Annotated in this window: 12 protein-coding genes; 8 read left to right on the top strand and 4 right to left on the bottom strand. The window is 67.6% G+C overall.

Annotated elements, in window-relative coordinates; all coding sequences use genetic code 11:
* Nucleotides 1-4: 4 nt before the first annotated feature.
* The 5 genes from G7043_RS40440 to G7043_RS50185 all read left to right on the top strand — a co-directional run bounded on the left by G7043_RS40440 (nt 5) and on the right by G7043_RS50185 (nt 6,531).
* Nucleotides 5-943, top strand: a complete 939-nt coding sequence (locus tag G7043_RS40440; RefSeq protein WP_166054006.1) for a VOC family protein — start codon at nt 5-7, stop codon at nt 941-943.
* Between the two features lie 165 nt (nt 944-1,108).
* On the top strand, nt 1,109-2,068 hold the full coding sequence (locus G7043_RS40435; protein WP_166054005.1) for an MBL fold metallo-hydrolase: 960 nt from the start codon (nt 1,109-1,111) through the stop codon (nt 2,066-2,068).
* A 23-nt stretch (nt 2,069-2,091) separates the two neighbouring features.
* Nucleotides 2,092-3,027 (top strand): fumarylacetoacetate hydrolase family protein, encoded by a 936-nt coding sequence (locus tag G7043_RS40430; protein ID WP_313888321.1) that lies wholly within the window; start codon nt 2,092-2,094, stop codon nt 3,025-3,027.
* Between the two features lie 127 nt (nt 3,028-3,154).
* Nucleotides 3,155-4,582 (top strand): amidohydrolase family protein, encoded by a 1,428-nt coding sequence (locus tag G7043_RS40425; RefSeq protein ID WP_166054004.1) that lies wholly within the window; start codon nt 3,155-3,157, stop codon nt 4,580-4,582.
* Nucleotides 4,477-6,531, top strand: coding sequence for an FAD-dependent monooxygenase (locus G7043_RS50185; RefSeq protein WP_313888320.1), 2,055 nt, complete (start codon nt 4,477-4,479; stop codon nt 6,529-6,531). The genes G7043_RS40425 and G7043_RS50185 overlap by 106 nt, the downstream gene beginning before the upstream one ends.
* Before the next feature lie 308 nt (nt 6,532-6,839).
* On the opposite strand, the gene G7043_RS40410 is transcribed toward G7043_RS50185, so the two are convergent.
* Entirely contained in the window at nt 6,840-7,676 is an 837-nt protein-coding gene (locus G7043_RS40410; RefSeq protein WP_166054002.1) for an SDR family NAD(P)-dependent oxidoreductase, read from the bottom strand.
* A gap of 595 nt (nt 7,677-8,271) precedes the next feature.
* Between G7043_RS40410 and G7043_RS47870 the strand changes: the two genes are divergently transcribed.
* On the top strand, nt 8,272-8,436 hold the full coding sequence (locus G7043_RS47870; RefSeq protein WP_207312384.1) for a hypothetical protein: 165 nt from the start codon (nt 8,272-8,274) through the stop codon (nt 8,434-8,436).
* Nucleotides 8,437-8,530: 94 nt separating this feature from the next.
* Here the strand turns inward: G7043_RS47870 and G7043_RS40400 are convergent, their stop codons facing one another.
* Together G7043_RS40400 and G7043_RS40395 are read right to left on the bottom strand one after the other, a co-directional pair.
* Nucleotides 8,531-8,740 carry a transposase gene (locus G7043_RS40400; protein WP_242643214.1) on the bottom strand — a complete coding sequence of 70 codons (210 nt, stop codon included), beginning with the start codon at nt 8,738-8,740 and terminating at the stop codon, nt 8,531-8,533.
* Between the two features lie 247 nt (nt 8,741-8,987).
* Complete coding sequence (locus tag G7043_RS40395) at nt 8,988-9,971, bottom strand: IS630 family transposase (RefSeq protein WP_166054001.1); 984 nt, start codon at nt 9,969-9,971, stop codon at nt 8,988-8,990.
* Between the two features lie 476 nt (nt 9,972-10,447).
* Between G7043_RS40395 and G7043_RS40390 the strand changes: the two genes are divergently transcribed.
* Nucleotides 10,448-12,106, top strand: coding sequence for a glycoside hydrolase family 27 protein (locus tag G7043_RS40390; protein ID WP_313888319.1), 1,659 nt, complete (start codon nt 10,448-10,450; stop codon nt 12,104-12,106).
* A 199-nt stretch (nt 12,107-12,305) separates the two neighbouring features.
* On the opposite strand, the gene G7043_RS47865 is transcribed toward G7043_RS40390, so the two are convergent.
* Entirely contained in the window at nt 12,306-12,917 is a 612-nt protein-coding gene (locus G7043_RS47865) for a hypothetical protein (RefSeq protein WP_207312383.1), read from the bottom strand.
* 309 nt (nt 12,918-13,226) lie between these two features.
* Between G7043_RS47865 and G7043_RS40380 the strand changes: the two genes are divergently transcribed.
* The gene (locus tag G7043_RS40380; protein ID WP_166054000.1) at nt 13,227-13,616 is read left to right on the top strand and encodes a hypothetical protein; all 390 of its coding nucleotides are present in this window, start codon (nt 13,227-13,229) and stop codon (nt 13,614-13,616) included.
* Nucleotides 13,617-13,710 lie beyond the last annotated feature (94 nt).

Here is a 13,710-nt window from a genome sequence, read left to right as displayed (position 1 = left end):
CGACATGACCAACCGTCTACTCACCCACTTGCGGCACGTCGACCTCGCCGTGCCGGACTACAACAAGCAGCTCGACTTCTACGCCGGCGTCTGGGGCCTGACCAAGGTCGCCGAGGACTCCGGCATCTCCTTCCTCGCTGCCGAAGGTTCGCCCGAGCAGTACATCGTCCGGCTCCGCAAGGCCGACGAGAAGCGCCTCGACCTCATCTCCTACGGTGCCGCGAACCCCGCCGATGTGGACACACTTGCCGAACAGCTCCTCGCGGGTGAAGTGCAGTTGATCTCCCAGCCCGGGAAGCTCGACACCCCCGGCGGCGGCTACGGCTTCCGCTTCTTCGACATCGACGGCCGCACCATCGAGGTCTCCGCCGACGTCGAGGCACGCAAGCACCGCCGGGTCGAGGAGAAGGAATCCATCCCCGTCCGTCTGTCGCACGTCGTGCTGAACTCCACCGACATCAACGCCACCCGCACCTGGTACGAGCAGCACCTCGGCTTCCGGCTGTCCGACACGATGGCCATCCCGCACATGGGCGAGCTCATGCACTTCATGCGGATCAGCAGCCAGCACCACTCCATGGCCATTGCCCGTGGCCCGCACACCTCCCTGCAACACCTCTCCTTCGAGATGCGCGGCATCGACGAGTACATGCGCGGCACCGGCCGGCTGCTGCGCTCCGGCGCCACCAAGCTCTGGGGCCCCGGACGGCACATGGCGGGCGACAACACCTTCACGTACTTCCTCGACCCGCACGGCAACACCGTGGAGTACACCACCGAGCTCGAAGAGCTGGACGAGGACACCTGGCACCCGCACATCTACGACCTGACGAAGCCCGAGAACGCCGACCAGTGGGGCACGGCCAACCCGATGAACGAGATGGTCGCCAAGGAGATGCACAACGACGTCGACCGCGGCGTCTTCGTCGCTCCGCCGGTCTGACCCCGCGATCCGGGGGGCGGCGAACTGTCCGGCCCTGACGTGCCGCCGCGCCCCCGGTCAATGCCAACTCGCCCAGCTACCTAGGACTGCCATGCGTTTCGCCACCTACGAACAGCACGGTCGCAGCCGCGTCGCCACCGTGAAGGACGACGGACAGGCCGGGTCATGACCGACACCCCGGACACGAACTCCGCTCCTCCTCCCACAGCGGACGCGGCGGAACTCCAGGAGTTGCTCCCCGGGATCCACGCCTGGGTGCAGCCGGACGGGACCTGGTGGGTCAACAACGCAGGCGTGGTGGCCGGCGACGACGGGGTCCTGGTGATCGACACCTGTGCCACCGCGGCCCGCACCCGCCGGTTTCTCGACGCCGTGGACACGGCCACCGGCGGGGCGCCCGTCAGGCTGGCGGTGAACACCCACCAGCACGGTGACCACACCTACGGCAACAGCCTCCTCCCCTCCACGACAGTGATCGTCGGGCACAGCCGGATGCGGGAAGGGCTTCAGGCCGACCCGGTCATCGACGGCTGCCCGCCGCTGTGGAACCCGGTCCCGGACTGGGGGCCGGTGACCCGCAGGCTCCCCGACATCTCGGTCGGCTCCGCACTCACCCTGCACGTCGCAGGTCGGCGGATCGAGCTGCTGCACCCCGGCCGCCCGGCGCACACCAGTGGAGATCTGATCGCCTGGCTGCCCGAAGAACGCGTACTGTTCGCCGGCGATCTGGTGTTCGCCGGACTCACCCCGCTGGTCTTCATGGGCTCGGTGGACGGGGCCCTCGCCGCGGTCGACTGGCTGGAGTCCCTGCAACCCGACGTCGTCGTCCCCGGCCACGGCCCGGTCCTCACCGGCGCCGACATCACCCGGGTCCTGGACGAGCACCGCCGCTACTACCGGCTCATCCTCGACATCGCCCAGGACGGGCTCTCCCAGGGTCTGACGCCCCTGCAGGCCGCCCGCCAGGTCGACCTGGGCGAGTTCACGGGCTGGGCCGACGCCGAACGAATCGTGCTCAACCTGCACCGCGTCTACGCCGACCACGCCGGCCGGGACCTCGACCCGATCGCCGCCTTCGGGGACGCGATCGCCTGGCTCGGCCGCCCGATGCACACCTCCGTCTGAAGGGAAGCGCGACTGTGCGATTCGTGACCTACGCCGACGACGACGGTGATCGGGTCGGCGTCCTCCACCACGACCAGGTCCATCCCCTGGGTCGCGGCGTCACGATGCTCGGCCTCCTGCGCGACGGCACCCTGCGGGAGGCCGGGGAGCAGGCCCTGGCCGCACCTGCCCCGACCCTGGCAGTCGGCGACCTTCGGCTGCGTGCGCCGATCCCCGATCCTCCCGCCGTGCGGGACTTCATGACCTTCGAACGGCACGTCGAAGGTGTCGCCAGACTCGGCGGAACCGACGCGACCGTCCCCGAACGCTGGTACGAGGCACCCGCGTTCTACTTCACCAACCCCTACGCGATCCTCGGCCCCGCCGACGACGTCCCCGTACCGCCCGGCAGCCGGATGTTCGACCTGGAGCTGGAGGTCGCCGCCGTCATCGGCCGCACCGGCCGCGACATCCACCCCGACGACGCCGACGCCTACGTCGCCGGCTACACCATCCTCGTCGACTGGTCGGCCCGCGACGTCCAGTTCGCCGAGATGCAGGTCCGGCTCGGCCCCACCAAGGGCAAGGACACCGCCACCACCCTCGGACCGGTCCTGGTCACCCCCGACGAGCTGCAACCCTGGCGCACCGACACCTCGTTCGGCCTGACGATGACCGTCGAGATCAACGGCGAACGGCTGGGGCAGGACCGCTGGTCGTCCATGGCGTTCTCCTACGCCGACATGATCGCCTACGCCTCCCGTGGCGCCGAGATCCGCCCGGGCGACGTCCTCGGCTCCGGCACCTGCGGCGGCGGCTGCCTCGCCGAACTGTGGGGTCGCGAAGGCCTGAACGCCCACCGCCCCCTGCAACCCGGCGACGTCGTCACCGTCACCGTCGAACAACTCGGCACCCTGACGACCCGCGTCGTGCCAGGAGTCGAGCCGATTCCCATCCCACCCGCACGACGGGGCCGGTAGGCCCAGTCTGTCCGGAAGGGCCCCCGTTGGGTCGCCGTCGCGCGCGTGAGCAGTGAAGCCCTACCCAGTACATGTCCAGCATTGCGAGGAGAGTCCGATCAACGAGTTCGTCATCGTCGGCGCGAAGGTGTTCGACGGCGAGAAGAACCTGGGCCAGGTCGACGTGCACGTCGCCGACGGCGTCATCGTCTCGGTGGGCGGGCCGCGGGTCACCGGGGTGGAAGTCGTCGACGCCATCGGCGCAACCCTGCTGCCGGGCCTGATCGACGCACACACCCACACAGATGCCTCGATGCTGCGCCAGGCGCTGACCTTCGGCGTCACCACCGAGCTCGACATGGGCTCGGTGCCCGCCACCATGATTCCGCTGCGCGCCGAGGTCGAGGCCGACCGGACTTTCGCGGACGTGCGGAGCGCCTCCTTTTCGCTCACCCACCTCGACGGCCACCCTCATCGGTTCCGGAAGGGCCTCAACGATCCGGTCTGGCCGACCGCGACCACCGTGGCGGAGGCGGCCGGGTTCGTCGACGACCGGATCAGCGAGGGCGCCGACTACATCAAGGTGATAGCCGAGAGTGGCGGGGCGTTCGGCTTCCAGCTGCCGCACGTACCACTGGAGATTCACGCCGCCGTGATCGCCGAGGCGCACGCTCGCGGGAAGATGGTGATGGCCCACGCCATGACGCTGCACGAGACCGAACAGATGGTCGACGCCGGCGTCGACGGCCTCGCCCATCTGTTCGCCGACACGGCCCACACCCCGGAGATCGTCGACCGCATCGCAAGCGCGAACGTGTTCGTGGTGCCGACACTGACCCCCCTTGCCTCCCTCGTCGGGCTGTCGCACAGCACGGACCTGGCGCAGGATCCCCGCGTTGCGGAAAAGCTTTCGCCGGAATTGCGGGCGCACCTCTCCGACACGTTCGGCGCCTTGCCCGCCTCGCACTTCGACATGGCACTGGCCACGATCGCAGCCCTGCGCCAGGCTGGGGTCGACGTGATCGCAGGCACCGACGCCGCGGCTCTGACCGTGCGCGGCGTGACCCACGGGGCAAGTCTGCACGGCGAGCTGCAACTGTTCGTACAGGCCGGTTTCAGCCCCGCCGAAGCCCTGCGCTCGGCGACTTCACTGACAGCACGACGGTTCGGCCTCCACGATCGGGCCGCGTCGAGCAAGGCCTGCGGGCAGATCTCGTCCTGGTCGACGGTGATCCCACCACGACCATCAACGACAGCCTGTCGATTCGCGCGGTCTGGCGACAGGGCACCCGCCTCGCGGCCGCATCCACGCTCGGCTCCCGGTGAACCCGCCAAGAGCGACGAGGGCGTGTCTCCCATTCGTCGCTCCGCCGGTCTGACCCCGCGATCCGGGGATGCGTCGAACTGTCCAGCCCTGACGTGCCGCCGCACCCCGGTCAATGCCAACTCGCCCAGCTACCCAGGACTGCCATGCGTTTCGCCACCTACGAACAACACGGTCGCAGCCGCGTCGCCACCGTGGGGGACGACGGCGTCCTCCATCCTCAGCCTGGCACGGCGTCGCTTCTCGACCTGATCCAGGCAGGTCCCGAGGCACTGCGCGAAGCGGGCAACGCCACCCTGCGCGTGCCGGGCGGGCCGCATGTCTCGCAGGTGCGTTTGCTGCCACCGCTCCAACCGCCGTCCATACGCGACTTCGTCACGTTCGAGGAGCACGTCGAGGGTGTACGACGCAGCATGGACGGGACCACGGGCGTCCCGGACGCCTGGTACGACGCGCCGACCTCCTACTTCACCAACCCCTACGCCGTCATCGGCCGCGAGGACTGTGACCTCACCCCGGAACAGGCCCGCGACCACATCATCGGTTACACCATCTACAACGACTGGTCAGCCCGCGACCTCCAGTCCCGCGAGATGCAGGTCGGCCTCGGTCCCTGCAAGGGCAAGTACACCGTCACCACCCTCGGCCCGTACCTCGTCACCGCGGACGAACTGGAGCCGTACCGCGACAGCGACGGACTCCTGCGCCTGGCGCTGACCGCCGAGATCAACGGCGAGGTCGTCGGCAAGGACCTGCTGTCCGCCAGGACCTACCACCGCTCGAGCCCGGCAACACCGTCACCCTCACCGTCGAGGGCATCGGCACCATCTCGAACACCGTCGTACCCGGTGCCGAACCGGTGGCCATCCCCCGCGCCCGCGAACGCGCCCAGGAACCGCGTGACAAACCCACCCTCATCGTCTACCGGGTCAACGACAACCAGGATCGAGGAACGCGCCATGACGAAGTCCCCCGGCAAGCGTGGCCGCGTCGCCGTCATCGGCGCCGGCCCTGGTGGTCTGGCCGCCGCACTCTCCGTCCACCAGGCCGGCCACGACGTCGTGCTGTTCGAGCGCTACCCACAGGCCCGACCGGCCGGCACCATCCTCAACCTGTGGCCGGCCCCCATCAAGGCACTCGGGCTGCTCGGGGTGAACATCGAAGACCTGGGCGCACCCTGCAAGGCCGAGTTCCGCAACGCCAGCGGCCGCCGCAGGGTCAGCGCGGCCATCCCGGAGGACGTCGTCCGCGACTACGGCGGCGGCTTCATCGGCCTGCTGCGGCCCGAACTGTACGAGCGGCTGCTCGACGCGCTGCCTGAGGGAGTCCTGCGGGTCAACCACACGGTGGAACGCGTCGAGCAGGACGAGAGCGGTGTTCGGCTGCACTTCGCGGACGGACGGATCCACGAGACGGACGTCGTGATCGGCGCCGACGGCATCGATTCCCTGGTCCGCCGCACGCTGTGGGGTGACAGCCCCAAGCGCGAGCACAACCTGCACGTCATCGGCGGCTACACCTTCGACAAGAGCATCGAAGCCGAGCCCGGCATGTGCGTCCTTTCCCACAGCCGCACCGTCCAGGGCAGCTGGACAGCCATCCGCGACAAGGGACGTGACGGCCACCAGTGGTGGGTGCTCGAGGCGTTCGACACGAGCCAGGAATTCACCGGGGACCCGCACTCGATCGCGACCACCCTCGGCCAGGCCTTCGCCCGTCCGCTTCCCCAGCTGATCGCCGCGACCGACCCCGCGCACGTCCAGCGCTGGGCGATCCGCGACCGCAAGCCACTGGGCCAGTGGTCCAAGGGCCGCGCGACCCTCGTCGGCGACGCCGCGCATCCCACATCCCCGTACGCCGCGTACGGCGCCGGTATGGCCATCGAGGACGGATACTTCATCGGCCGCCGCTTGGGCGGGATCGACCTGACGGACTACCAGGCCGTCCGCGAGGCACTCGACGCCTTCGAGGCCCCCCGCAAGCCGCACACCGCCCGGCAGTCCCAGCAGGCCTACGTCCTCGGGCAGGTCTTCCATCACGCGCCGCGCGCGCTGCGACCCATCCGGGACGCGATCCTGGACCACACCCGGCTGATGCAGAAGGTGGTCGGCGACTCGACCCCCAGCTCGATCCTCACTCAGCTCGGCGAGATCGACCGGGCCGAAGAGCGCTTCACGACGCTCCGAGCTTCAGGAAGTTGAAGAAACACAAGTGCACCTTTGTGTTCCCACCTTAAACGTCGACCTCGAGATTTCGGGCGGCGTTGCCCACCCAGGCTTGGCCGACGTGGCTGTGGACCTGATCCAGGCAGGTCCCGAGACACTGCGCGAACCGGGCAACACCACTGTGCGCCTGCCGAACGGGCCGCATGTCTCGCAGGTGCGCTTATTGCCTCCGGTCCAACCGCCGTCCGCACGCGACTCCGGCTTCGTCGACGACACGACGGAGTTCGCGCCGAGGGGGTAATCATCATCCTCGATCCACAGCACCGGGTCCGAGTCTGGGCGGCTTACTGAGCCGTTGCGAACTCTTTCCCGGCCTTGGTGCCCCCGTCGACCAGGATGTCGACCCCAGTCAGATAACCGGGCGCTTCGCTCGCGCAGAACGCGAGAACAGCCGCGACCTCCTCAGGCTTGCCGAATCGCTTGATCGCTGCCGACTTCACCAGTTCACCGGCGCCGTGGTTCTCCTCCAAACGCCCCATCGCGGTGTCAAAGCTCCCCGGAGAGACGGAGACGACGCGCGCTCCCCGCTCGCCGAACTCGGCTGCGAGGTACCGGCTGTACCAGTGGACGAAGTTCTTGCTGATCGCGTAGGCCAGTCCGGGTTTCAGCTTTCGGCCGACGACCCTCGCGCGACTGACGATCGCCTTCTCGAAGTCGTCGGGTCGTCGCTCGGCAAGGCGGAAAGCACGGAGCGGGATGAGGATCTTGGGAATGCTGTGCCCGGCGGTGGATGCCACGTTGACGAGTGCGTCACCGTCCGCAGCTCGTGCGAGGAATGCCCGCGCGATGTTGACGGTGCCGGTCGCGTTGATGCGAGCAATGCGTTCGGCCGTACCCATGTGCGGACTGATCCCAGCGGCGTGGACCACTGCGCGAACGTGACTTCCTTCAGACTCCGCGCACTGGAACAGCTGCTCGACGGATGCCTTGTCGGTGATGTCGCACACCACGCCAATCGCGTCAACTCCAGCCGTGGCCAGCTCACGCACCGCATCATCAAGGCGCGTCTGATCGAGGTCTGCCAGCACGATGCGATGGTCGTGACCCATGAGCCTTGCCGTTGCCAGCCCCATGCCGCCGGTCCCCCCGGTGATGATCGCAGTGGGCCGCGCAGTCGACATGTTTGATCCTCGCCGTTGAAATCGGAGCTTCGAGACACCTTGCTCGAATCCGCATTCTTGTCCATCCCGACCATCACCAACCAACCAGCCGGGGTGGAACTACCCGATCCGGTCGTGTCGGCCCGATGTTGAGCAGTGGTTGGTCGCGCTGACCAGGCGATCGGCATCGTCGTGGCCGAATATGGTCACACCGTCCTCGGGCCGTCGCTCGTCACTCGGCCCAACACGTCGCGGAGGAACGTCGTGGTCCGGCTCACGACAGCTGGAAGAGGGTCCGCTGTTCGGTGACCAGGAGCGATTGCTCGATCTGCAGCACGCCACAGCGACACCCCCCGCCGTTGTTCAGCAAGCAGCTGCTGGAAGAGTTGAACGAGAACCACCTGAAGCGCGTCGGCGACGGCGACCTGTTGCTGGTGGTCGAGAACAGCGCGAGATCCGCCGGATCCGCTACTTCGGAGACGTCGACTCCTCCGGGCTGCGGATCCCCGCCTCAGCCGGGCGCACCGCACATGCGACCGGGCTCCCTCCGGTCCGCCCTGCGACGCACCTCTACGCCGAGCTGTTCACCATCGGGCGGAGCTGGCGAGCCGGCGACATGGCCGTGAGCGAGGACCGCGCCGCCGAGCTGTCCAGCTGGCTCCCGGAAGAGCACCTCGAGACCGCCACGAACCTCCTCGTCCAGGGACGCCGCATCGCCCAGGAGTGGGTCGGATACCAGCACCTGAGCCGAACCCAGCGCTGGCATGCGGACCTAATCTGACCAGTGAACGTAGAACGCAGTCCCGAAAACGAGAACATGATGAAGATCAGCCTGCGGGGTACCAAAACACTGACTGATGGGGCTGACCTGCGTATCAGGCCGCCGCAGGTTCGTACTCGCTGATCAAGCCGCCGAGTACTCTGTGCGTGCCGAAAACTACGTCCATGCAGGTTAAGACACATGGCGGTACTCGTGGTGTCGCGCCAGCGAGTGATTGGTGGGTTCGGTGCTCGTTGTAGTGCCGCTCGTACTCACGCAGCCCTTGCCGCAGATGGGCCTGATCCCAGATCAGCGTGCGGTCCAACAGGTCGCCGCGAAAATTCTTGGCCCCATTCGACAGAACTTAGCGGCGAAAGATTGAATCGTGTCGACTGGCCCTCTATACTAGGTTCGAGCTATCCAATAGCGCGTGAACACACAAACCGCGCACGCTTGCTACGCGTGGGAGCTCAAGTCCCCTCGGACATTCTCTTACCCCACGGGATTCATCATAATCCCGTGGGGTAATTCATTTTTCGACTACTTCTATTGAGCCGAAAGTGTTCGGTTGCCTACATGATGGCGTAGCGGACGTGGCGAGTCTGGAAGTAGCTGCGGACGATGTGCGGTTGGCATTGGCGGCGACGTAGGAAGCGGCGGGTTTGGTGGGCGAGGCGGTCGACGGTGTGGGCTCGTGAGGCGTTGACGTTGCGTTTGAGGTCGGCGTTGAGCAGTTCGTCGGGGTTGAGTTCGGGGCTGTAGCCGGGCATCAGGTGCAATTCGACCCGGTCGGCGTTGGTCTCCAGCCAGGCGCGGACGGCCTTGCTGCGGTGCACCGGGTGCCGGTCTGCGATGATGTGTACCTGGCGGGCGACGCGATCGAGGAACGCGGTGAACACGGTGGCGGTGAAGCGTTCGGTGAACACGGTGAACCACAGCGCGCCGCGTGAGGCGACGGCGGACATGACGTTGACCCGCAGCCGTTTGCCGGTCACCCGCACGATCGGCGTTCGGCCCTTCGGCGCCCAGGACCGGCCCGGCGGTGCTGCGTCGGAGCGCAGCCCGCACTGGTCGACCCACGCGATCGCGGCGCCCTCGGCCTTCGCCCTGGTCTCGATCGCCGGGTACTGCTCGTCCAGCCACGCGCGCACCGCGGCGGGCTGCTGTTCGTAGGCGCATCGGGCCGGGCGTTGCAGGGTGAACCCGTGGCGGCGCAGCCACAAACCGACGCCCTGCTCGGTCATGGCGACCCCGACCAGCCGGATCAGCTCGACCACCGCCTGGCGGGTCCACATCGGGCCGCCGATCAGCAGTTCCCCGGGGGTGTAGTCGGCCATCGCCGCGAACAACGTGCCCCGGTCCTCCGCGCTGATCAGTTCGGCAGGGCCGGGACGCCCCTTGCGGGTCGCCAGGCCGTCGCGACCGTCCCGCCGGTAGGCCCCGCCACCAGGTGCCCACCGACCGTTCGGAGACTCCGAACACTTCGGCGGCCCGCCGATAGCCCTCGACCCGACCGGACTCCAACGCGGCCACCACCCGCAACCGCAGCACCTCACGCTCCGCAGGCGATAACCGGTGCGCACCCTCGACCTCGATCACAAGTGATCAACTTGTCGGAAGATGATCACTTTCGACTCAAAAATACGAGCCGATGTAATCGTGCAGAGGCCTGGCAGTCAACGCTTCTTCCCGTGCTAAATGTTAGCGCTAAAGAAGGTTTATCTGGCATCGAACCATCGTCGAACAGCTGGAAAGGAACCCCATAACCGCAGGTAGAAGCAGTGATAAAGCCTAAACGAGGGCTCCCGAACGGTGGTTCATACCTTCTTATGGAGACGCTCTTGTGAGCGTGAACAATGGGTGCGACACTGTCTCCGTCGAAGCCTGCGCCGCTGACGGAAGCCGCCGCGTCACAGCCCGCCGGCGGATTTGTCGAACCCGGAATTCCGGAGCAACGGGCAGCGCTGTGCCCGGCCGTGCGGCAGCACGGATGGCAGCCGGAAAGCCGTACGCACCGAGGAGTGAGATCAGGGTGACAGCAACACGACTTCCCCGTCCTCGCAGGGCGGCAACGCTGTTAGCGGCAGGCGTGCTGCTGCTGTCCGCGATGACGGCGGTACTGCATACGTCGTCCGCGGAGGCGTTGGAGAACGGTGTGGCACGCACGCCACCGATGGGGTGGAACTCGTGGAACACGTTCGGCTGCAACATCAACGAGGCGTTGATCAGGCAGATGGCCGATGCGATGGTCAACTCCGGCATGCGTGACGCGGGCTACGAGTACGTCGTGGTGGACGACTGCTGGATGAACCCGAACCGGGACTCGGCGGGCAACCTCCAAGGCGACCCGAGCCGGTTTCCCAGCGGCATGAAGGCGCTCGGCGACTACATCCACGGCAAGGGCCTCAAGTTCGGGATCTACCAGGCGCCGTTGGCCGAGACGTGCGCCCAGTACTTCAACTCCTACCCCGGTTCGACCGGGGCGCTGGGCCACGAGGAGCAGGACGCCCGCCAGTTCGCGGCCTGGGGCGTGGACTTCCTCAAGTACGACTGGTGCTCGCCCAGCGGCACGATCGACGACCAGGTGCGCACGTTCGCCAAGATGCGCGACGCGCTGGGCGCCACCGGCCGCCCGATCGTCTACAGCATCAATTCCAACAGCATCCACGACAAGACCGGGCCCCGGCGCAACTGGGGCGACGTGGCGAACATGTGGCGCACCACCGAGGACATCACCAACAAGTGGGACACCGGGCAGACCAACGGCTACCCGATGGGCATCCAGAACATCGTCAACGTCACCGTGCCCCTGGCGTCCTACGCCCAGCCAGGCGGGTTCAACGACCCGGACATGATGGAAGTCGGGCGCGGCGGCATGAACGACACCGAGATGCGCAGCCACTTCGCCCTGTGGGCCGTCATGGCCTCGCCCCTCATCGCGGGCAACGACCTGCGCAACATGGACGCCGCCACGTCGACCATCCTGAAGAACGCGAACCTCATCGCCATCAACCAGGACAGCCTCGGCCTGCAGGCCAGGCAGGTCTCCAACGACGGCACCCGGCGCGTCCTGGCCAAGCGGCTGGCCAACGGCAACGTCGCGGTCGCCCTGTTCAACCAGGGCGGCGGCACGACCACCGTCTCGACCACGGCGAGCGCGATCGGCCTGTCGGGGAGCTCGTTCACGCTGCGCGACGCCTGGACCAACGGCACGACCACCACGTCCGGCGCCATCTCGGCCAGCGTCCCGGCGCACGGCACCGCGGTGTACGTCGTCATCGGTGGCGGGGGCCCCGCGCCCACGTCGTTCTCCTTGGTGAGCCAGAGCTCCAGCCGCTGCCTGGACATCCCCGGCAGCACGCCGACCAACGGCGCCCTGGCCCAGATCTGGGACTGCAACAGCCAGACCAACCAGCGCTTCACCACGACCGCGGCCGGTGAGCTGCGCGCCTACGACGACGCGAAGTGCCTGGACGCCTACAACCAGGGCACGGCCAACGGCACCGCCGTGACGTTGTGGGACTGCAATGGCCAGGGCAACCAGCAGTTCCGCGTCAACTCCGACGGCAGCGTGACGGCGGTGGCGTCGGGCAAGTGCCTGGACGTCAACGGCGGCGCCACCGCCAACGGGACGAAGGTCATCATCTGGGACTGCCACGGCGGCACCAACCAGAGGTGGACCCGCACCTGATCCCCAGGCGGCGACCGCGAACTCCGCGGTCGCCGCCGACCGGACCGACTTCCGTGGCGCGGTCAGCGGCTGGGACCCCACCCAGGCACGACCGGCGAGAACGAGCGCATGACCGCGCACCACCGGACCGCCGCTTCCTACGTCGCCGCCAACGCCAACCGCACATCGTCCGCAGCTACTTCCAGACTCGCCACATCCGCTACGCGGTACTGAGCGTCAAGTCGTCGATCGCGACTTCGCGAAAGAGCCCTTCACACCACCTGTGCTCGGGCAGGTGTTGGCTCAGATCGACAAGGGCAGCTACGTCGTCACCGAGCACAACGTGCTGAAATTGATCGAGTACGCGCTGCGCCACTGCTACGTCGCCTCCGACGAAACGCTGCCCGCTGCGGAGTCGTTGGCATGGATGATGCTTGTTCTCAACGAGCACCTGTACGGCAACGAAGATCCCGACGAGACGGCGCCGGACCTTGGTGTCCGCCTCGACGGGGAGCCGATCGCACACGCATCCATGCTGACCGCGCACATGGTGGCAAACCAGTACTTCAACGCTGAGCAGGACGTCGTGTCCTTGGTCGCGCACTTTCAGCGCCGCTGGAGGGAGATGCCGGACGAGGACCGACGCCTCGGCGGCCCGACAGATCTGCACCAGGCGCTTCGACACGGCGCTGTGGTTGGCATACCCGAGGACGTCGGCGATCTCGGTCTTGCTGGTGACGCCGCTGTTCAGCAGCACGACGATCTGCCGGTTCCGGCCATCCAGGAGCTTGAGGAAGTCGTTGGTGATCAGGTTGCCCAGCACCTCGCTCACCACACTTGTCCGCCCATCCGCGGGTTGCCGGCCACGGCCCCGGCGAGCACGCTGCCGTCCTCCAGGACGACCGGGCCGGACGTCTTGCCCTTGTCCACCTCGGAAAGTCCCGCAGGCGCTCCTGGATGGTGGCGGTGACGCCGCGCTGGTGCGGCGCCTGCCTCAGCTGCTGTGCGGATTGCTGAGCACACCACGCACTGGGCGGGCGCCCGCGGTCAGGCCTGCGGCAAGCAGGGGGAAACCGCCAGGCAAGCGCCGCATCGCATCCTTCTCGGGCCGGTGACAATCACGAGCGATTGAGGGGGAACCATGAGGAATTCGCGCCGGAAGGCCATGCTGACGATGTCCGGGGTCGTCGCGGCGGCTCTGTTGAGCGCAAGTGGGGTGGCCGCGGCCACTTCCGAGGGCGCGCCGAACGAACCCGTCCAGACCATGGACTGCAGCCACTCGCACTCGAACAAGGACAGCGGCGAGGGCAGGACGACCACGGATCTGCGCTACCGGGTCGGCCCGCACACCCACTGCGCCGCGTTGGGCCTGGCCGGCAAGAACACGCTGATCTATTACCACTGCTTCACGTACGGCGACGAGGCGGGCGGTCTCCGCGCGTGGACCTGGGGACGTATCGCGGGCACGCAGAAACAGGGCTGGTTCGCAGACGCGTACCTCAGCGACAACGGCTCGACGGAAGCGTGCTGAGCTGAAACGACCGTGGTGGCGGGCGCGGTGGCGCCCGGCCCCCCCGGCGGTCGGGGGGAGCCCCTCCGACGGGGGGTTTGGCCCCCGGGCAGAC

Origin of the sequence: Lentzea alba, from assembly GCF_011067745.1 — a bacterium.
Taxonomy (GTDB): Bacteria; Actinomycetota; Actinomycetes; order Mycobacteriales; family Pseudonocardiaceae; genus Lentzea; species Lentzea alba.
The sequence above is the reverse complement of the archived record's forward strand: the minus strand, read 5'-3'. Positions and strand labels throughout refer to the sequence as shown.

What these genes read in the sequence shown, in the direction of transcription:
- G7043_RS47870 (WP_207312384.1), top strand. Translation starts at nt 8,272, where the DNA reads ATGGCCGTGAGCGAGGACCGCGCCGCCGAGCTGTCCAGCTGGCTCCCG.
- G7043_RS40440 (WP_166054006.1), top strand. Translation starts at nt 5, where the DNA reads ATGACCAACCGTCTACTCACCCACTTGCGGCACGTCGACCTCGCCGTG.
- G7043_RS50185 (WP_313888320.1), top strand. Translation starts at nt 4,477, where the DNA reads ATGCGTTTCGCCACCTACGAACAACACGGTCGCAGCCGCGTCGCCACC.
- G7043_RS40380 (WP_166054000.1), top strand. Translation starts at nt 13,227, where the DNA reads ATGAGGAATTCGCGCCGGAAGGCCATGCTGACGATGTCCGGGGTCGTC.
- G7043_RS40410 (WP_166054002.1), bottom strand. Translation starts at nt 7,676, where the DNA reads ATGTCGACTGCGCGGCCCACTGCGATCATCACCGGGGGGACCGGCGGC.
- G7043_RS40435 (WP_166054005.1), top strand. Translation starts at nt 1,109, where the DNA reads ATGACCGACACCCCGGACACGAACTCCGCTCCTCCTCCCACAGCGGAC.